Origin of the sequence: Novosphingobium acidiphilum DSM 19966, assembly GCF_000429005.1 — a bacterium.
Lineage (GTDB): Bacteria > Pseudomonadota > Alphaproteobacteria > Sphingomonadales > Sphingomonadaceae > Novosphingobium > Novosphingobium acidiphilum.
Genome location: NZ_AUBA01000002.1, coordinates 213,371 through 231,732, shown reverse-complemented (window position 1 = coordinate 231,732; position 18,362 = coordinate 213,371). Strand labels below are relative to the sequence as shown.

Below are 18,362 nucleotides of genomic sequence, written 5' to 3'. Positions count from 1 at the left end.
TGTTGCCATGCGCCTGTTTCATGCCCTGCTGGCGTTGCTGATCGCCGTTGTCCTGGCTGGTGCCGCACCCGCCGCCGCTGCGCAACGGCGCAAGGTGATCATCGATCAGGACGCGCTCGAAGGCCCCAATCTGCAACCGATCCTGATGCTGCTGCAGGACCCCTCGGTCGAAGTTCTGGGCATTACCATCGTGTCGGGCGATGGCTGGGCGCCAGAGGAAACCGCCGCAACCTTGCGCATGCTTGAACTCGTCGGCCGTAGCGATATCCCGGTGGCGCAGGGTGCCATCTATCCGCTGGTCAACACGCAGGCGCGCAACACGCTGCGCGAGGCAACGTACAGCCCGATGCCCTACAAGGGCGCGTGGATGGAAAGCTGGCCCAGCTACAACACGTTGAAGCGCCGGCAGACGCATGCGCCCGAGGTGGTGCCGCCGATGGACGAGGGCATGCCGACGACCCGGCCAGACCCGCGTTCGGCAGCGCAGTTCATGATCGACATGACGCGCAAATATCCGGGCCAGGTGACCATTCTGGCGATGGGTCCGCTGACCAATCTGGCGCTGGCGCAGCGGCTGGACGATGGGTTTGCGGGGCGTGTGCAGGAATTGATTTCCGAAGGCTGCGTGCTGCTGCCCCCCGAAATCGACCGGCCGCTCGACGAATTTGCGATGCAGGCGGCATATGCGCCGCGCATGTCGATCAACCATTTCTGGGATCCGGAAGCATCGCGGATCGTGTTTACCGCACCGTGGCCCGCGCTGACGCTGGTAACGAACGATGCCAGCCGCCAGGACCTTGCCAATGCCGACCTGCTGAAACAGGCCACGCGGTCGGGGCATGCTGTCGCCCGCTATGTGGCGCAGATCGCGCAGGCCGGATACCCGCTGTGGGACGAAACCGCGGTTGCGGTATGGATGGACCCGACGATCGCAACGCGCCAGACGCGGCTGGCGATTGATGTCGATCTGATGCCAGGTGCCAGTTACGGGGCGCTGCTGACCTGGGCGCCGGGCAAGGGGCCGCACCTGGGCGAACGCGATGTGCGCGTGGTGCTGGGCGTCGATACAGCGCGGGTGAAGGCAAAGTTTGTCGAACTGCTGAACCGTTAGGGCAGCGCCGCAACAAACGCCCGCGCCCGCGTGGCAACGTCGTGCGCAGTCATGCCGGGCTTGTAGAGCGCTGAGCCGAGCCCGGCGCCTTGTGCGCCTGCGTCCATCCACACATGCAACGTGTCAACGCCGACACCGCCCACCGCAAACAGCGGAATTGCCGCGGGCAGGACCGCGCGCTGTGCCTTGAGCACGGCGGGGCTGGCGGCTTCGGCGGGAAACAGTTTCAGGCCATGCGCGCCTGCATGCAGCGCGGCAAAGGCTTCGCTTGGGGTCTGGTATCCGGGCAGCGAAACCAGCCCTTGTGCGACGCTTTCGCGGATCACCGCGGCATCGACATTGGGCGAAACGATCAGGCGGCCCCCGGCAGCGGCCACCGCATTGACATCGGCGACGCGCAGCACGGTTCCTGCCCCGATCAGGACATCGGGGCCATACCGATTGGCCAGCAGCGCGATCGAGCCAAGCGGATCGGGCGAATTGAGCGGGACCTCGATCATCGCAAACCCCGCATCGACCAACGCATCGCCGATCGCGGCCACTTCGTCGGGCCGGACCCCGCGCAAGATCGCGACCAGGGGGCAACGTGACATCGCGGTGTTCAGCAGCTGTGCGGGGTCGGTCATCGTTGGCTCGCTTTCCAGATATGGTTGATCCCGGCCACGAATGCGGCCTGGCTGTCGATCAGCATGGGCAGCCCGCCCGCCAGGCGGATGGCCGACGCATAGAGCGCACCCAGTTGCGGATCGGCCAGCAGATAGACGCTTTGCCCGGGCCCGAGCGTCTGGCCCCATACGTCATGCCCGATCAGCAGCCCCGAGGTATAGGCCGCGCTGTCTTCGATCGCGCGCTGGCCCAGCAGCGCGGCGGCGCGCACCCGGAACAGCCGCGTGGTCAGATGGCCGTCCATCGCATCGCGCACGCCGGCCTGAAACGACGGGCCATCGGCAACCGTGCCGTGCAGAAAATCGGCCAGCAGGCTGTGCGATTTCAACAGTGCAAACAGTTCGCCGGTCATCGCCGTGGCAAATTCGACCAGTCTTGCGCCGTGCACATGCGCCCATTTGCAATGCGTGCCCGGCTGGCACAGCAGGCCGTGGTCGGGCACCAGGTTGCCGGCCACCGCGCCCAGGATCTGCACCTCTTCGCCGCGCATCACATCGCCGGCCGGGTCGCACACACCGGGCACGATGGCCGTGCGGTCCGGCTCGATCCAGTGCAACGACCGGGCCAGATCCTCGATCCCCACCGGGCACGGGCGATAGGGCACATTCACCCAGCCCCGGGCCGAGCCGACCATACCCGCCAACAGCACCGGTACATCGCCATGCCGGGCGCGAATGCCCGCGACTTCGCGCGCAAAATCACCCGATGGCACCATCATCAGGCCCATCGCGTCGCACACCGTTTCAAGCACGTTTCCGGCAGCATCGAGCACATGCACGCGCCGGTTGGTCGTGCCCCAGTCGATCGCCAGCAGCGCGGCGGTCATGTCACCACCATACCGCATAAAGCACGACCAGTATGGCCACGATCAGCGCCGAGGCCCACGCAAAGGCGCGGCTGGTGTCAAACGAGACACCCTCCATGATCCCCAGGCCCGTGCGCACGGGCGCAGGCCGCGCCAGTGACACCGCGATCGTCAGCCCCAGCGAAATCACGAACACGATTGCCATGCGATGCATGAACGGGACCGCTTCAAGCATGGCAATGCCGCCAAACCGGAACAGCGCGCTCAGCACCACGCTGGCCAGCGCGCCGGTCAGTGCGCCGGTTTCGGTCGCGCGCGGCCAGAACAGTCCGGTCAGGAAGATCACGGTGATGCCCGGCGTGACGAAGCCCGAAAATTCCTGAATATACTGGAATGCCTGGTCCATGCTGCCCAGCAGGGGGCGCGCCGCCAGGATGCCGATCACCGTGGCGGTCACCGCGGTGATCCGCCCGACTTGCACCAGCCGCGCTTCACCCGCGGTCGGGTGGAACCGCCGGGCATAGATGTCGAGTGTGAAGATCGTCGCGATCGAATTGATCTTGCTGGCCGTCGACGCGATGATCGCCGCGGTCAATGCCGCAAACACAAGGCCTAGCAGACCCGTCGGCAGCAGGTGCATCATCGCCGGATAGGCATTGTCGGGCTTGGCCAGATGCGGCGCCAGCACGACCGCGGCAATACCCGGCAGCACGATGATCACCGGCATCAGCAGTTTGAGGAACGCGGCAAAGACAATGCCCTTGCGCGCTTCTTCCAGCGATTTGGCTGCCAGTGTGCGTTGAATGATATACTGGTTGAACCCCCAATACGACAAGTTGGCGATCCACATCCCGCCGATCAGCACGCCAAGCCCGGGCAGATCCTTGTAATGCGGATCGCCCGTCTTCAGGATCATGTGAAAATGGTCGGGCACGCGCGCGATCAGCGTGCCAAATCCTGCCATGATCCCGCCGCCTGCGCCAATCCGCGACAGCGTCAGCCCGCTGATCACCAGTCCGCCCATCACCAGCAGCGTTACCTGCACGATATCGGTCAGCGCCACCGCGCGCAGCCCGCCGCGGAACTGATAGGCCAGCGCAAACAGGCCAAGCCCGGCCAGCGCCGCGTCCTGGTTCACGCCTGCCACTTGCGTGACCGCGATCGAACCCAGCCACAGGATCGAGGTCAGGTTTACAAACACGTAGAGCACCAGCCAGAACACGGCCATCACCGTGCGGATGCTTGGCCCGAACCGCGCCTCGAGAAATTCGGGCATCGTCGTGATGCGGTTTTTCAGGAACACGGGCAGAAAGAATTTGCCGACAATCAACAGCGTCGCCGCCGCCATCCATTCGTAGGATGATATCGCCAGGCCGATCGCATAGCCCGACCCTGCCATGCCGACGATCTGTTCGGCCGAAATGTTGGCGGCAATCAGCGACGCGCCGATCGCCCACCACGGCAGCGCGCGGCCGGCAAGGAAATAGCCGGCGCTGTCTTCGACGGCGCCTGCCTTTTTACGGCTGACCCATTGCGCCAGGCCAAAGATGAATATCGCATAGGCCACGACCATGGCCGCATCGATCGGCGAAAGCGTCATTGCAAACCCTCTCCTGGCATCGCCTTGCCCGCGCGTTCGGCCGGCAGGCTTTGCATTGGTCTATTTATATGATTAAACTGAAGCCCAGCGGGAGCATTTGCATGGATATCGAAACCGACGACGGGCGCAGCGGTCTGGGCCGCAATCTGACCTATGGCCTGCTCGAACACCTCGGCCGCCAGATCGTGACGGGCGCTTTTACCGATGCGGCCTTTCCGACCGAGGCCGATCTGTCGCTGGAACACGGGGTCAGCCGGTCTGTCACGCGCGAAGCGGTCAAGATGCTGACCGCCAAGGGGCTGCTTTCGGCCCGACCGCGCCAGGGCACCAGCGTGCAGCCGGTGGCGACCTGGAACCTGTTCGACGCCGATGTGCTGCGCTGGCTGCTCGAACGCAAGTTTTCACCCGAATTGCTGAAACAGTTCAACGAATTGCGCGCCGCGATTGAACCGGCCGCAGCCGCGCTTGCCGCGCAAGCCGCCGATGCACGCGGGCTGGCCCTGATCGAGGCCGGTTTCGCGCGCATGGTTGCAGCCGAGGATGGCAAGGACGACGGGCTGAATGCCGATATCGCCTTTCACCTGGCGATCCTGCGCGCCTCGGGCAATCCGTTCTTTGCCCAGTTTCGCGATCTGGTGGCGACAGCGCTGCGCACGTCGATCAAGTTCACCAACCGTATTGTCGGGCGTACCGCCGATCTGGCCGCGCATGGTGCGGTCAAGGATGCGATCGTGGCGCGCGATCCGGCGCGCGCACACCATGCGATGGCCGCGATCATCGGCGATGTCATGCAGGTCATTGCCACCGAGCAGGCCGATCACGGCGGTTAACCCCCGAACCTGTGGGCGGGCAGGCCGCGCACGCCCGGATCAACCTCGAACAGGCATCCGGCCAACGGTTCATCCACGCCATCGGCGGCGCTGGTGACAAACAGGCGGTCAAGTTCGGGCCCGCCGAAACACGGGCGGGTGATCTGGCTGGCGGGCAGGTCGATCCAGCGTTCGCGGTGTCCGTCTGGGGTAAAACGGCTGACGCAGCTGCCCCCCCAATGCGCCACCCACAGCCCGCCATCGCGGTCGGTGGTCATGCCGTCAGGCGCGCCCCAGCCGGGGGCAAACCGCACGAACAGTTCGCGCGGGCCAAGCGCCCCTGCGGCATCCATGGCAAAGCGATAGATCACGCCACGTGCGCTGTCGGCGTGATACATCCAGCGGCCGTCACCCGACAGCGCCGGCCCATTGGCGATGCGATAGGGCGCATCGGCCTTGTGCCAGGTCAGGTCGTGATCCAGCCGGTACAGCGCACCGTGATCGTGGCTGCCGTCGATCGACATCGTGCCCGCCCAGATCCGCCCGTGGCGATCGGCCACGGCATCGTTCAGCCGGTTGCCGGGCCGATCGGGCTCGGGATGTCCGACGGGCACCAGCGCAAAGGGATCGAGCGTCAGTGTGTGAAACCCGGAACGCATCCCGGCGATGAAGCCGGGCGCTGCGGCGCGTTCGATCACCCAGCCGATCATGTCGGGCATCGCCCATTCGGCATGGGCCCGATCATCAAGCCCAAACCGATGGAGCCGCTGGCCCAGAATATCGACCCAGTATAGCGCGTTTTCGCCAGGCAGGTAGGTCACGCCTTCGCCCAGCCGGTCGCGGCGGTCGTCGGGACGGGGCAGGATGGTCCAGTGGCGCGCCATGGCCTGTTCAGTGGCTGTCGCGGGGCAAGCCGCGGGTCTGGGCGATGCGCTGGTATTTGACTGCGCGTTCGATCACCGCGCCGCCGTCAAACTGGCCGGTTTCGGCGCGGGCCAGTTCGTGCCACGGGGTCTGGCTTTCGGGTCCGGCAAACGGGTTCTGGTCGTTTTCGGTCTTGCGACGGGTCAGTTCGGCCTCGGTCAACAGCACATCGACCCGCCCCCGGGCCAGATCGATGCGGACCACATCGCCCGTGCGCAGCAACGCCAGGCCGCCGCCGACCGCCGCCTCGGGCGCGGCGTTGAGGATCGAGGGGCTGCCGCTGGTGCCCGACTGGCGTCCATCGCCGATGCACGGCAATGCATCGACACCGGCGCGGATCAGCGCCGCGGGCGGCCGCATGTTGACCACTTCGGCTCCGCCCGGGTACCCGATCGGGCCCGCGCCGCGGATCACCAGGATCGTGCGTTCGGTCACGCCCAGCGCGGGATCATCGATGCGCGCGTGATAATCCTCAGGGCCGTCGAACACCACCACCGGGCTTTCAAACGCGTCGGGGCTGTCGGGACTGGACAGGAACCGCGCGCGAAATTCGGGCGAGATGACGCTCTGTTTCATCACCGCCGCATCGAACAGATTGCCGCGCAGCACGGTCAGCCCGGCATGGTGCAGCAGCGGGCTGGCCAGGGGCCTGATCACGGCCTCGTTTTCGATCTGCACGTCGGCCACGTTTTGTGCGACGGTCCGGCCGTTGGCGGTCATCGCATCACCGTCGAGCAGCCCGCCGCGCAACAGTTCGCCCATCACCGCCGGCACGCCGCCGGCCCGGTAATAATCCTCGCCCAGGTATTCGCCGGCCGGCTGCAGATTGACCAGCAGCGGCACATCGGCGCCATGGTCCTGCCAGTCGTCAAGCGTCAGCGCGACCCCCATGTGCCGCGCAATGGCGTTGAGATGGATTGGCGCATTGGTCGATCCGCCGATCGCCGAATTGACGCGAATGGCATTGAGGAACGCGGCGCGCGTCAGGATGTCCGAAGGCTTGCGATCGGCGCGCACCATCTCGACGATCTGGCGGCCGGTTTCCCATGCGGATTCGGCCCGATCGCGATAGGGCGCGGGGATCGCGGCATTGCCCGGCAGGCTCATCCCCAAGGCCTCGGCCAGCGAATTCATCGTCGTCGCGGTGCCCATGGTGTTGCAATAGCCAACCGATGGCGCGCTCGATGCGACCAGCTTGATAAAGCCTTTGGTGTCGATTTCGCCCCGGGCCAGCATCTCGCGCGCTTTCCACACGATCGTGCCGCTGCCGGTGCGTTCGCCCTGATAGCTGCCGTTGAGCATCGGCCCCACTGACAGCGCGATCGCCGGAATGTTGACCGTGGCCGCCGCCATCAGGCAGGCCGGTGTGGTCTTGTCGCAGCCGATGGTCAGCACCACACCATCAAGCGGATATCCGAACAGCGTTTCAACCAGCGACAGATAGGCCAGATTGCGATCAAGCCCGGCGGTCGGCCGTTTGCCGGTTTCCTGGATCGGGTGGGTCGGGAACTCGATCGGAATGCCGCCCGCATCGCGAATGCCGTCTTTCACCCGCTGCGCCAGCACCAGATGGTGGCGGTTGCACGGCGACAGGTCGCTGCCGGTCTGGGCAATGCCGATGATCGGGCGATCGGACTGCAGTTCTTCGATCGACAATCCGTAATTGAGATACCGTTCGAGATAGAGCGCGGTCATGTCGGGCGAGGCCGGATTGTCGAACCAGGCGCGCGAACGCAGTCGCAGCGTTGGGGGTTGATCCGACATGCCTGTTCCGCTCCTTCTTGGTCGCTGCGTCACGGGTATAGCCCCGTTGTCGCGGGGCGCACGCACGCTGTTGACCGCTTTAAGCAGATATATCATATAAAAGTAAAGTAGGGGATGAACCGTAATGCACAAAAGCGTGATTCGCCTCGGCCTCGTCGGTGTCGGCAAGATTGCCCGCGATCAGCATATCCCCGCCATCCGCAATGATCCGCGCTTTGCACTGGTCGCCACGGCCAGCCTGCACGGCAGCATCGATGCGGTGCCGGCGTTTGACGACATCGATGCCATGCTGACAGCAGATCGCGCCATCGATGCGGTGTGCCTGTGCACGCCGCCCGGCGTGCGCGCGCAATTGGCGCGCCGTGCGCTGGCGGCCGGATTGCATGTGATGCTGGAAAAGCCGCCTGCGGCCAGCCTGTCGCAGGTCGATGCGTTGATGGTGGCCGCGCGTCGTGCGGGCCGGTCGCTGATGGCCACCTGGCATTCGCGCGAAACCGCTGCGGCCGACGCGGCACGTGCCTGGCTGACCGGACGGCGGATCGTGTCGGCGCAGGTGATCTGGCGCGAAGATGTGCGCCAGTGGCATCCGGGGCAGGACTGGTTGCTGGCAGCGGGCGGGTTTGGCGTGTTCGATCCGGCGATCAATGCGTTTTCGCTGCTGACCCGGATCCTGCCGGGCGCGCTTGAGGTTGTGGCCGCAGACCTGGCCGTGCCGGTCAATCGTGGCGCCCCGACGGAGGCGCGTGTGGCCATGCTCCACGATGGCCATGCCGCGGTTACCTGCGATCTGTCGATTGTGCATGCCGGGCCGCCCCAATGGGATATCGTGGTCGAAACCGACGCCGGGCGGCTGGTACTGGGCACGGGCGGCCATCGCCTGACGATCGACGATCACCCGCAGACGACCGATGCCGATGGCGAATATGCGCGGATTTATGCGCGCTTCGCCGCGTTGATCGATGCCCGGGCCAGCGACGTGGACGCACGCCCGCTGATGCTGGTGGCCGATGCGATGCTGCTGGGGCAGACCCGCGCCTTGCCGGCATTTGAATTTTAAGGACGAACGCGATGCCAAAGCTTGATCGTCGATCCGTGATGGCAGGCGCTGCGGCCGTGACCGGTGCCATGTCTTCGGGCCTGCGCGCCGCCACACCTGCGCCCATCGCCGCACCGCTGCGCCGCGAAATGGTGCTGGCCGATGGCTGGCGATTTCACCTGGGCCATGCCGCCGATCCGGCGCGCGATTTCGGGTTTGGCGCGTGGCAGCGCAGCTTTGCCAAGCCGGGTTTTGAGCTTGGCGCGGTCGTGCTGGCCGATTTCGACGATCGCGGCTGGGAACAGGTGCGCGTGCCGCATGACTGGGCCGTCGGGCTTGACTATGCTGCACCCGCCGCGGTGCCCAAGGGCAAGGAGGACTTTGCCGCGGCGCATGGTTTTCGCGCGATCGGCCGCGATTTTCCACAAAACAGCATCGGCTGGTACCGGCTGACGCTGCCGCTGGGCGCAGGCGACAAGGGCCGCGCGATCTGGCTGGAATTCGACGGCGTGTTCCGCGCGTCGATGGTCATCGTCAACGGCTATCATGTCGGCGGCAGCGACAGCGGCTATGCTCCGTTCAACGTCGATATCGCCGATTTCGTCAATTACGACGGCACGCCCAACCAGTTGGTGGTGCGCGTCGATGCCAGCCTGGGCGAGGGCTGGTTTTATGAAGGCGCAGGGATCTATCGCCATGTCCGGCTGGTGTCGGCGCCTGCGGTGCATATCCCGCCATGGGGGGTGTTTGTGCGCGCCCAACCACAGGGTGAAGGCGCGCGGATCGCGATCAGCACCGAGCTGTCGGGCACGACCTCTGCGATGGTGCGGCACAGCGTGGTTGCACCCGATGGCCGCACCGTTGCGACAGGCGCGTTTGCCCAGGGCCACGGCGAACTTGCCCTGGCGCGCGCACGCATGTGGTCACCGGCCGATCCCGCGCTCTATCGCCTGATCAGCGAGGTCATGGTCGATGGCGCGGTGATCGATCGCGTCGAAACCCGTTTTGGCATCCGCGCGGTGCGGTTCGACGCGCGGCAGGGCTTTTTCCTCAACGGCACACCGATGAAATTGCTGGGGGTGTGCAACCACCAGGATCATGCCGGCGTCGGCACCGCCATTCCCGACGCGCTGCATGCCTGGCGGATTGATCGCATGCGCGAAATGGGCGCCAATGCCTGGCGCAGCGCGCACAACCCGCCGGCACAGGCGTTGCTCGATGCGTGCGATGCGCGCGGCATGATGATGATCGCCGAAACCAGGCTCAACACCACCAGCCCCGAAGGTATCGACGAACTTGACCGGATGATCCGGTCAAGCCGCAACCATCCCTCGATCATCCTGTGGTCGGTGGGCAACGAAGAAGGCCACCAGGGCACACCGCGCGGCGCAATGCTAAGCCGCAAACTGGTCGCGCGGGCCAAGGCGCTCGATCCCACCCGCCTGACCACGCAGGCGATGGACAGCGGCTGGAACGAACCCGGGGCCGCCACCGCAGTCGATGTCGTCGGGTTCAATTACCGCACCGACCAGATCGCGGCGTTTCAGGCCAAACATCCCGATGTGCCGGTGATCGGCACCGAAACCGCCAGCACGGTGGCCACGCGCGGCGCCTATGCCAACGATCCGGCCCGGCATGTCGTGCGCGCCTATGACACCGAACATCCGTGGTGGGCGGCCAATGCCGAACAATGGTGGCCGATTGTCGCAACCAGTCCGGGGATAGCCGGCGGGTTTATCTGGACCGGGTTCGATTATCGCGGCGAGCCGACCCCCTATGCCGCCTATCCCAGCACATCGAGCTATTTCGGGGCTTATGACTTGTGCGGTTTTGCCAAGGACAATGCCTTTTACTACCGCGCATGGTGGCGGCGCGATCAGCCGCTGGTGCACCTGCTGCCGCACTGGACCTGGCCCGATCGGGCGGGCCAACCGATCGAGGTGTGGGTGCATGGCAACACGCATGATGTGGAATTGCTGCTTAACGGCGCTAGCCTGGGCACGCAGGCGATGCCCGAAAATGGCCACCTGGTGTGGCAGGTGCCGTATGCGCCCGGCACATTGACCGCGATCGGGCGCAACGACAGCCGCGTGGTGGCGCAAGACCGGCGCGTAACCGCAGGGGCACCCGCCCGGCTGATGCTTCGCGCCGATCGCATCCGGCTGTCCGCCGATGGCGCTGATCTGGCCATGGTGCGCGTCGAAGTGTGCGATGCGCAGGGCAATCCGGTGCCGACCGCAAACACCCCGTTGCGGTTTGGCCTGACCGGTGCGGCGCGCCTGATCGGGCTGGGCAACGGCGATCCGACTTCGACCGAACCCGACAAGGGTACCACGCGGCGTGCGTTCAATGCGCTGGCACTGGCCATCGTGCAAAGCGATGGCCGCCAGGGCGCGGCGCGGCTGGTGGTGACGGCCCAGGGCATGCCCGATGCCGCGATCGACCTGTTCTTTCACACCGGAGCCTGATGCCGATGCACCGCCTGCGCACCTGTCTGTTCATCGCCGGCCTGTTGGCCACCCCTGTTCATGCAGCGGCGCTCGATCTGGGGGCCGATCTGTCGTTCACCAACGAAATGGAGGATTGCGGCGCCAGGTTCCGCGATGCCGGCGGGCACCCCGCCGATCCGTTCGTGTTGCTGAAGGCGGCCGGCGGCACGATCGCGCGCATCCGCATCTGGAACAATCCCGACTGGACGCGTTACAGCACCTATGACGATGTGCTGAAATCGATCCGCCGTGCGCATGCCGCGGGTCTGAAAGTCCTGCTCGATTTCCATTATTCCGACGATTGGGCCGATGCCGACAAGCAGCGCGCACCTGCCGCCTGGGCAAAACTGGACACGGCCGCGCAAGCGGCCGCGCTGCACGATTATACCCGCGATGTGCTCGAACGGCTGGGCGCCGCCGGCCAATTGCCCGAATGGGTGCAAGTGGGCAACGAGATCAATTCCGAACTGCTGGGCGGCACGAAGGACCACGCGATTGACTGGTCGCGCAACGCGCGCCTGATCAACGCCGGGATCGCCGCAGTGCGCGAAGCGGGCAGGGCGCATCACGCCCCGATCAAGGTGATGCTGCACATTGCCCAGCCCGAAAACCTGTTCCCCTGGCTTGATGCGGCAACCGTGGCCGGCGTGCTGGATTACGACCAGATCGGGCTGAGTTATTATTCCAACTGGTCGAAATACAGCTTTTCGGGCCTGGGCAAAGTGATCGCGGCGGCCCGCGCGCGTTATGGCGCGCAAGTCGTGGTGGTGGAAACCGCCTATCCCTTCACGCTCGACGGCGCGGACAGCAGCGGCAATGTGCTGGGCGAACACGCCCTGGCCCCCGGCTATCGCGCCAGCCCCGAAGGCCAGAAGCGCTATATGATCGATCTGACCCGCACCGTGGTCGCCAACGGTGGCAGCGGCGTTGTCTATTGGGCGCCCGACTGGGTATCGACCCGATGCAAAACGCGCTGGGGCACCGGATCAACCTGGGAAAACGCCGCCTGGTTTGACCTCGCCCACCACGCCGCCCTGCCGGTGTTTGATTTCCTGCGGCAGGATTACGGCAAGCCTGGCCCGTGACCGAGGAAAAGCGCTTTTACAAGAGGAGGGGGCAAGGCGGCCAGCGCGAATTCGGCAAAAAAGGAATTACCGTGACAGGAATTACCGTGACAGGGGAATTACCGTGGAATTACCGTGACAGGGAATTACCGTGGAATTACCGTGACAGGGAATTACCGTGACAGGGAATTACCGTGACAGGGAATTACCGTGACAGGGAATTACCGTGACAGGGGAATTACCGTGACAGGTGCGAAAACCCCTTTATTGCATCATTGAGAAGGAAGGTGTAATGGCGGGGCATGTCACGTCTCGCAAGAATGGTTCTGCCCGGCGTTCCGCACCATGTCACGCAGCGTGGAAACCGCCGCGAGCAGACATTTTTCGAGGATGGCGATTATGCACTTTACCTTGACCTTCTGGCGGAGGGCGCAGAGCGCGCCGGGGTCGAGATCTGGTCCTATTGCCTTATGCCGAACCACGTCCACATCATTGCTGTGCCGCGTGATGACGATGGTTTGAGCCGGGCATTTCGCCATGTCCATCGCCACTATACGGGTTACATCAATGCGCGGATGCGTGTGACTGGTCATCTCTGGCAGGGTCGGTTCAGCTCTGTTGCCATGGATGAGCAGCATCTTTTTGCTGCATTGCGCTACGTCGCATTGAATCCCGTGCGTGCCGGTAAGGTGAAGCGCGCCGAAGACTGGCCGTGGTCCAGCGTGCGCGCGCATTATGCCGGATGCGATGACCATGTCGTCCGGGTTGGTCCTGCGCTTGAGCGGATAGGCGATTTCCGCGCGTTTCTTGGAGAAGCCTTCGATGAATCGTTCACATATGCCGCGCTGCGCAAGGCCGAAAGCCTGGGCCGACCGATTGGATCACCCGAATGGCTGGTCGATATGGAAGCGCGTACCGGGCTGGACCTCATTCCCAAAAAGCGGGGACCGAAGCCTAAGGGTATTTAGGGGTTTTCGCACCTGTCACGGTAATTCTCTGTTGCCATGGATGAGCAGCATCTTTTTGCTGCATTGCGCTACGTCGCATTGAATCCCGTGCGTGCCGGTAAGGTGAAGCGCGCCGAAGACTGGCCGTGGTCCAGCGTGCGCGCGCATTATGCCGGATGCGATGACCATGTCGTCCGGGTTGGTCCTGCGCTTGAGCGGATAGGCGATTTCCGCGCGTTTCTTGGAGAAGCCTTCGATGAATCGTTCACATATGCCGCGCTGCGCAAGGCCGAAAGCCTGGGCCGACCGATTGGATCACCCGAATGGCTGGTCGATATGGAAGCGCGTACCGGGCTGGACCTCATTCCCAAAAAGCGGGGACCGAAGCCTAAGGGTATTTAGGGGTTTTCGCACCTGTCACGGTAATTCCCGCTGCATCATTGCATGCCGCCGGTTGGTCATCGCCAGTACTCCCCAGAATATCGTTCCCGCCATCGGGTGCCGCTGCTGTGGCGCGCGCCATGGCACACGGCGCGGGCCTGGTGTGTGTGGCGCGCAACGCGCGGCCGATCTTGCCTGAGCGTGCCAAAATGCCGCGCCATCGGGCGGGGTGGGCGCGGCGCGGCGTGGCTCAATCGTATGGTTGGTTGCGGTGGCGGGTATAGGCGACAATCCTGGCCGCATCGGCGGCCAGGTGATGTTCTGCGCGCCAATAGTGGAACGCCGCCCACAATCCGGTCGGCGCCAGGATCAGCAGCGCCAGCCGCAGCGATGATGCGGTGGGGTGCCCGCCCGAAAAATGGTCGCTCAGCGCGCCGACGACCCAGGGCGCGACGATCAGGTTGAACACATTGGCGATCAACAGCGCGACCGCGATGAACACCGCGCGCATGCCGGCCGGCGCCGCGTTCTGCACCAGCGCGAACGTCGGGCCGACGTAGAGATAGATGGCCGGGACAAACAGCCACAGCATCAGTGTCATCACCGCAGGATCATGGGTGAAATAGGCATAGAACGACGGAATGGTGGCGAACGCGGTGCTGAGCGACAACAGCCGCAGGATCCGGCGCGGATCGGCGAACAGGCGATGCCCGACCAGCCATGCGGTGATCAGCGTTGCGCCGGCGCCGCCGATCAGATGGATCGGCGACAGCAGCACGCCGCCGCTGCCATCGCCCATGTGGTAGGTCCGTTCGATAAAGGCCGGGGTGAACCAGATCAGGCCCCAACCCCACAGCGCCGAGATACCCAGCCCCATCATCACGTGCAGGCTGCCGCGCTGCGCCGCCATGAACCGCACGGTTTCGCCAAACGACGGCGCATGATCCGCGATGGCCGGGTCATACCGGCCGCGGCGCGGTTCGCGCATGGTCAGCACGATCAGCGCGGCCAGGACCAGCCCCGGCACGCCCAGCACCAGGAATGCCGCGCGCCATCCCTGCCCGGCGGCAATGCGCCCGGCAATATCCGAACCCAGCCACGCGCCAAGCGGTGCGCCGAGCGCGAAGATGGTGGTTGCCATCGCGCGGCGCGACGGCGGGAAATAGTCGGCGATGATGGCATTGCAGGGCGGTGTTCCGCCGGCTTCGCCCGAACCCACCCCGATCCGCGCAAACATCAGGTGCATCGGGGTGCGCGCCACCCCGCACAGCGTGGTCATGATCGACCAGATCGCCAGCGCCGCCGCCAGCACGTTGCGGCGGTTGGTGCGATCGGCCAGCCACGACATCGGCAGCCCCATCGTGACATAGAACAGACCCAGCGCAACCCCGGTGAACAGACCGGCCTCGGTCTCGCTGAGATGAAATTCGAGCCTGATCGGTTCAAGCACGGTCGAGATGACATAGCGGTCGGCAATGCTGACGGTATAGACCAGCATGGTCAAAGCCAGGACATACCAGCGCGTCAGCGTCGTATCGTCCTGCGCGTCATCGTAACGCGCCGCGATTGTGCGCACTGTGCCTGTCATTGTTGCCCCCGTTCGATCCCCGTGCGCCTGCTGGTATCACAGCTTGCACCGCTGGCCAGCAGATCTTGATGCGCGATGCGCAGAGTTCCGGGCACAAGGTCCGGGGACGTCGGCCAACCCGGAACGGGTCATCCAGGGCTTTAACAGCGGCAGGGTGTCGATAGGGCTGCCAGTGCGGCCCATTTCCGCAAAAGGAACGAAGGGCCGCAACGATGCGCATGATCCTGCGCAAGCAGGACAGTTTTTTGAAGAGACTGGCCCTGTCGATGTGCCACTGTGCCCCACGAAAAGCGCGTCGTTCGAAAAGACCGTAGCAGAACCCTCCCCAGCAGGGGGAGGGTTCAGATGCGCGCAGGGCCCGGTGGCTCAGTACTTGAACGTCACGTCGGCCAGGTAGTTGACGCCGTATTTTTCGTAGCGGGCGATCTGGTTGGGGTCGTTGTTGAAGTAATAGCGTGAGGCTTTGTTGAGCAGGTTGTTGGCCTGGAACCGCACGCTGATCGACCGGGTAAGGGCATAGGACACGCTGGCGCCCAGCGTGGTTTCGGATTCCAGCCGGGTCAGTTGCGCGGCGTTCCAGCCAAAGATCGCGGTATAGGGGCTGTGGTGTTTCAGGCCGACGCGCGCGTCGATGCCATGGCCCGAATACCACAGGTCGCTTTCGCTGGTGAACGCGGCCAGGCCCACCGCGGCAAACGGATTGCTGACAGGCGCCAGTTCCTTCAGGTTTGACGTGACCAGCGCAACATTGGCATAGATGCCGAACTGCCGCAGCGCGGGCACAAAGTAGAACGGCGTCTGGAAGGTGACTTCGCTGCCCGCGATATGCCCGCCGGGGCCATTGGCCGGGCCGGTGATCGTATAGTTCGTGCCCGCGATCGTTTCGGGAAACACGGCATAGCCGACATTGGTGCCGATCTGCTTGTAATATCCGGCCACCGCCAGCAGCGCATCCTTGTGGAAATACCATTCCGCCGACAGATCGCCCTGGGTCGCCATGAACGGACGCAGCAGCGGATTGCCGGCCGATCCTTGCAGATAGGACGGCGGGTAATAGCTGAGGTTGGTGCTGGCGCGCAGTTCGTCGAGCGGCGGGCGGCTCATTACCTCGGCCACGCCCGCGCGCAGGATCACATCGGGCGACAGCGTGAAATTGACATTCAGGCTGGGCAGCGCGCGGAAATAATGGTTGGTGAAATAGGTCGGCTGATAACTGGTGACATTGGCGCCGATCGTGGAATCATAGGTGGTGGTGCCCTGGAACGCCGATGATCCGGTAACCACATCGACCAGCCGCACGCCGATGTTCCCGGCAAAGGGCACTGCGCCCGCTTGCCCGGCAAAATCCGCCTTTGCATAGCCTTCGTAGGTGTTTTCGGACACGCGCCAGTATTGCGAATTGTCGCCGCTGTCGGTCGTGTTGCTGATCGCAACCAGCTGGTTGAAATTGCCATAGACCAGGTTGGGCACGGTGATGCCGGTGTTGTTGACACCGAATTCGCTCAGTGTCGGGGTGCCGGGGTTGATCGACACCGTGGCAAAGCCCGAGGTAAATGTCTTGGTGCGCCCGGCCATGCGCACACCCGCGCCAATGCCGGTGAACAGGCTGTCGTGCAGGCGGTGATACACATCGAACTGAAACGCACCCAGGCTGTCGACCAGCCGTTGCGGCCCGGTGTCGCCGGTCATGGTGAAATTCTGGCTGGCGGGCAGGGCGGGGTCGCCGCTTTCGATCACGCTGGGCAGGACGCCGGCGGCGGTGTTGAACGATACCGTCTGCGGATAGACCTGCGATTGCGCCGCGTAATAGGCATTGGTGCGCGCGGCCTGCGAATAAGACCCGTCAAGCTTGATCGTGGTGTCATCGTGGCTGTACTTTACGTTCAGTCCGGCGGTCAGCAGATGCTTGTCTTCGGAATAATCGTCGATCACGTTGGTAACCGAGGAATAGTTGTTCAGCGTGGCGGCCACGATGCTGTTGCCCGCAATCGTGAAATGGCCCGGCTGATAGATATCGCCCGGCGCGCCGATGGTGCCGCCATAATCGCCCCAGCCATTGGCATTGCCATACCATTGCTGGAACTGCGGCTCGGCGATTTTTACGTCTGAATACAGGATGTCGGCGTTGATATCCCAATCGGCATCGGGCTTCCACTGCATCGCGCCGGTGGCGCTCCAGCGGGTTTCGGTGGTGGCATCGACTTCGGTCTGCGCGCCATAGGGGGCGTTGACCGGGCTGCCGTTATACACCGGCGCACTGTCGCCGTTGGTGTTGGCTTCGTTATAGCCCCAGCCCTGGAACGACACTTTGCCGTTGCGCTGTTGCTGATAGCTGCCGCCTGCGGCCAGTGCAAAGGTATCGGTCAGCTTGGCCACATATTGCAGGCTGCCGCGGGTGCCCCACCGGCTGTAGCCGGGGATATCCTTGCCGCCGTCGTTGTATTGCGCACCGGCGCGCACGGTCAGCGGCGATCCGACATAATCGAGCGGGCGCAGCGTGCGGATGTCGATCGTGGCGGCAACCCCGCCGTCGATCAGGCTGGCATCCTGCGACTTGTAGACGGTAACCGCCGACACGTCTTCGGACGGATAGATTTCCCAGCGCACATTGCGATCGGGTTCGGAGGTGGCAACTTCGCGGCCATTGACCAGCCCCAGCACCAGCCGGGGCCCAAGCCCGCGCACCGAAGCCTGGCTGTCATTGCCGCGATCGCGCGAGGCGTTGACCCCGGGCAGGCGGTTCAACTCGTCGGCAATGGTGATGTCGGGCAGCGCGCCGATATCCTTTGACGAAATCGTGTCGACCACCAGCGTGTTGATCCGCTTGGCCTGCAACGCATCGCGCAGACTGGCGCGCAAGCCGGTGACCACGATCGCGTTGCTGTCCTGGGCCGGGGAATCCTGCGCCTTGGCTGGGGCATCGGCCGGGGCATCCTGCGCGGCATCGCCTGCGGCCATCGCTGTGCCGGGCAGCAGTGCACAGGCCATGATGCCGGCGAACGATGCCATCATTATCGAAGTGCGCTTCACGGCAGGTTCTCCCACGATTTCATCTTTGATTCCGATTTATCACATAAATATGATGTAGCGGGATCAGATGTCAACAGGGCACCGCCGCGCATGCTTCGCCGCGGGCCGTTTTGCCCGACACGATACCGTCACATTGGCGAAGAAAACC

Annotated in this window: 14 protein-coding genes; 7 read left to right on the top strand and 7 right to left on the bottom strand. The window is 64.4% G+C overall.

Features of this window, described 5'->3' with window-relative positions; genetic code table 11:
* Positions 1 to 7: 7 nt before the first annotated feature.
* On the top strand, positions 8 to 1,111 hold the full coding sequence (locus G404_RS0102455; RefSeq protein WP_036520044.1) for a nucleoside hydrolase: 1,104 nt from the start codon (positions 8 to 10) through the stop codon (positions 1,109 to 1,111).
* Here the strand turns inward: G404_RS0102455 and G404_RS0102450 are convergent.
* From G404_RS0102450 to G404_RS0102440, 3 genes are read right to left on the bottom strand one after another with little or no spacing between them, the layout of a single operon-like run.
* The gene (locus G404_RS0102450) at positions 1,108 to 1,737 is read right to left on the bottom strand and encodes a 2-dehydro-3-deoxy-6-phosphogalactonate aldolase (protein ID WP_028639678.1); all 630 of its coding nucleotides are present in this window, start codon (positions 1,735 to 1,737) and stop codon (positions 1,108 to 1,110) included. The two genes, G404_RS0102455 and G404_RS0102450, sit on opposite strands and share 4 nt — an antisense overlap.
* The gene (locus tag G404_RS0102445; RefSeq protein WP_028639677.1) at positions 1,734 to 2,603 is read right to left on the bottom strand and encodes a 2-dehydro-3-deoxygalactonokinase; all 870 of its coding nucleotides are present in this window, start codon (positions 2,601 to 2,603) and stop codon (positions 1,734 to 1,736) included. The genes G404_RS0102450 and G404_RS0102445 overlap by 4 nt, the downstream gene beginning before the upstream one ends.
* Position 2,604: 1 nt before the next feature.
* Positions 2,605 to 4,182: a sodium/sugar symporter gene (locus tag G404_RS0102440; protein WP_028639676.1), complete on the bottom strand. Its 1,578-nt coding sequence runs from the start codon at positions 4,180 to 4,182 to the stop codon at positions 2,605 to 2,607.
* A gap of 101 nt (positions 4,183 to 4,283) precedes the next feature.
* Between G404_RS0102440 and G404_RS0102435 the strand changes: the two genes are divergently transcribed.
* Positions 4,284 to 5,012 (top strand): FadR/GntR family transcriptional regulator, encoded by a 729-nt coding sequence (locus tag G404_RS0102435; protein ID WP_156906160.1) that lies wholly within the window; start codon positions 4,284 to 4,286, stop codon positions 5,010 to 5,012.
* On the opposite strand, the gene G404_RS0102430 is transcribed toward G404_RS0102435, so the two are convergent.
* Positions 5,009 to 5,875, bottom strand: coding sequence for an SMP-30/gluconolactonase/LRE family protein (locus G404_RS0102430; protein ID WP_036520042.1), 867 nt, complete (start codon positions 5,873 to 5,875; stop codon positions 5,009 to 5,011). The two genes, G404_RS0102435 and G404_RS0102430, sit on opposite strands and share 4 nt — an antisense overlap.
* A 7-nt stretch (positions 5,876 to 5,882) precedes the next feature.
* Positions 5,883 to 7,679 (bottom strand): IlvD/Edd family dehydratase, encoded by a 1,797-nt coding sequence (locus G404_RS0102425; RefSeq protein WP_028639673.1) that lies wholly within the window; start codon positions 7,677 to 7,679, stop codon positions 5,883 to 5,885.
* Positions 7,680 to 7,815: 136 nt separating this feature from the next.
* Between G404_RS0102425 and G404_RS0102420 the strand changes: the two genes are divergently transcribed.
* From G404_RS0102420 to G404_RS0102400, 5 genes are all read left to right on the top strand, one after another.
* Positions 7,816 to 8,736, top strand: a complete 921-nt coding sequence (locus tag G404_RS0102420) for a Gfo/Idh/MocA family protein (RefSeq protein WP_342663686.1) — start codon at positions 7,816 to 7,818, stop codon at positions 8,734 to 8,736.
* A gap of 11 nt (positions 8,737 to 8,747) precedes the next feature.
* On the top strand, positions 8,748 to 11,183 hold the full coding sequence (gene galA, locus G404_RS0102415) for a beta-galactosidase GalA (protein WP_028639671.1): 2,436 nt from the start codon (positions 8,748 to 8,750) through the stop codon (positions 11,181 to 11,183).
* The gene (locus G404_RS17810; RefSeq protein WP_245584350.1) at positions 11,183 to 12,289 is read left to right on the top strand and encodes a glycoside hydrolase family 53 protein; all 1,107 of its coding nucleotides are present in this window, start codon (positions 11,183 to 11,185) and stop codon (positions 12,287 to 12,289) included. The genes galA and G404_RS17810 overlap by 1 nt, the downstream gene beginning before the upstream one ends.
* A gap of 281 nt (positions 12,290 to 12,570) precedes the next feature.
* Positions 12,571 to 13,236: a transposase gene (locus G404_RS0102405; protein ID WP_028639670.1), complete on the top strand. Its 666-nt coding sequence runs from the start codon at positions 12,571 to 12,573 to the stop codon at positions 13,234 to 13,236.
* A 36-nt stretch (positions 13,237 to 13,272) separates the two neighbouring features.
* Positions 13,273 to 13,617 carry a hypothetical protein gene (locus tag G404_RS0102400; protein ID WP_028639669.1) on the top strand — a complete coding sequence of 115 codons (345 nt, stop codon included), beginning with the start codon at positions 13,273 to 13,275 and terminating at the stop codon, positions 13,615 to 13,617.
* 229 nt (positions 13,618 to 13,846) lie between these two features.
* Here the strand turns inward: G404_RS0102400 and G404_RS17805 are convergent, their stop codons facing one another.
* Positions 13,847 to 15,184 (bottom strand): spinster family MFS transporter, encoded by a 1,338-nt coding sequence (locus tag G404_RS17805; protein ID WP_084600954.1) that lies wholly within the window; start codon positions 15,182 to 15,184, stop codon positions 13,847 to 13,849.
* A gap of 366 nt (positions 15,185 to 15,550) precedes the next feature.
* Positions 15,551 to 18,196 (bottom strand): TonB-dependent receptor, encoded by a 2,646-nt coding sequence (locus G404_RS0102390; protein ID WP_028639668.1) that lies wholly within the window; start codon positions 18,194 to 18,196, stop codon positions 15,551 to 15,553.
* Between the last annotated feature and the right edge of the window lie 166 nt (positions 18,197 to 18,362).

Excerpts from the sequence above, each read along its gene's own strand:
- G404_RS0102455 (WP_036520044.1), top strand. The coding sequence starts at position 8 with ATGCGCCTGTTTCATGCCCTGCTGGCGTTGCTGATCGCCGTTGTCCTG.
- G404_RS0102450 (WP_028639678.1), bottom strand. The coding sequence starts at position 1,737 with ATGACCGACCCCGCACAGCTGCTGAACACCGCGATGTCACGTTGCCCC.
- G404_RS0102445 (WP_028639677.1), bottom strand. The coding sequence starts at position 2,603 with ATGACCGCCGCGCTGCTGGCGATCGACTGGGGCACGACCAACCGGCGC.
- G404_RS0102440 (WP_028639676.1), bottom strand. The coding sequence starts at position 4,182 with ATGACGCTTTCGCCGATCGATGCGGCCATGGTCGTGGCCTATGCGATA.
- G404_RS0102435 (WP_156906160.1), top strand. The coding sequence starts at position 4,284 with ATGGATATCGAAACCGACGACGGGCGCAGCGGTCTGGGCCGCAATCTG.
- G404_RS0102430 (WP_036520042.1), bottom strand. The coding sequence starts at position 5,875 with ATGGCGCGCCACTGGACCATCCTGCCCCGTCCCGACGACCGCCGCGAC.
- G404_RS0102425 (WP_028639673.1), bottom strand. The coding sequence starts at position 7,679 with ATGTCGGATCAACCCCCAACGCTGCGACTGCGTTCGCGCGCCTGGTTC.
- galA (WP_028639671.1), top strand. The coding sequence starts at position 8,748 with ATGCCAAAGCTTGATCGTCGATCCGTGATGGCAGGCGCTGCGGCCGTG.
- G404_RS17810 (WP_245584350.1), top strand. The coding sequence starts at position 11,183 with ATGCCGATGCACCGCCTGCGCACCTGTCTGTTCATCGCCGGCCTGTTG.
- G404_RS0102405 (WP_028639670.1), top strand. The coding sequence starts at position 12,571 with ATGTCACGTCTCGCAAGAATGGTTCTGCCCGGCGTTCCGCACCATGTC.
- G404_RS0102400 (WP_028639669.1), top strand. The coding sequence starts at position 13,273 with ATGGATGAGCAGCATCTTTTTGCTGCATTGCGCTACGTCGCATTGAAT.
- G404_RS17805 (WP_084600954.1), bottom strand. The coding sequence starts at position 15,184 with ATGACAGGCACAGTGCGCACAATCGCGGCGCGTTACGATGACGCGCAG.
- G404_RS0102390 (WP_028639668.1), bottom strand. The coding sequence starts at position 18,196 with ATGATGGCATCGTTCGCCGGCATCATGGCCTGTGCACTGCTGCCCGGC.